The 414-nt window shown below is 73.2% G+C and carries 1 protein-coding gene; it reads right to left on the bottom strand.

Translation table 11 applies throughout. The features are described from left to right. A partial coding sequence (locus LPA54_RS40325; RefSeq protein WP_228985397.1) for a response regulator transcription factor occupies positions 1-240 on the bottom strand: 240 nt, incomplete at its 3' end. Positions 241-414 lie beyond the last annotated feature (174 nt).

The raw sequence follows: 414 nt of genomic DNA, 5'->3' as shown, positions 1-414 counted from the left end.
GACCTGCGGGGCGTCCTCGCGGCGGCGCAGCGCCTCGGTGGCGGTGAGGCCGTCGACGGAGGGCATGCGGATGTCCATGAGGACGACGTCCGGGCGGGTGCGGTCGACGAGCGCGTCGACCTCGCCGCCGTCGGCGGCCTCTCCGACGATCTCGATGTCCTCGGCGCCGCCGAGCATGAAGGAGAGGCCGGCGCGGACGAGGGGGTCGTCGTCGACGAGGAGCACTTTGATGGCGGTCATGGGGGGTACGTAATCATGCACCGGGGTCGGTGCGGGGCGGGGGTGTCTGCGCAACTCGGCGTCTGCGAGGTGCCGCCGCGCCCACCCTCCCCCGCTCTCGGCTCCGCTCGAGCGGGAGGTCACCCCATCGCCCCAGCGGCACGATTGCCCGCGGTCCACGTGAGATTCACCGCC

Source organism: Streptomyces sp. DH12, from assembly GCF_020873895.1.
GTDB lineage: Bacteria > Actinomycetota > Actinomycetes > Streptomycetales > Streptomycetaceae > Streptomyces.
This window is presented reverse-complemented; position numbering and strand designations above follow the sequence as displayed.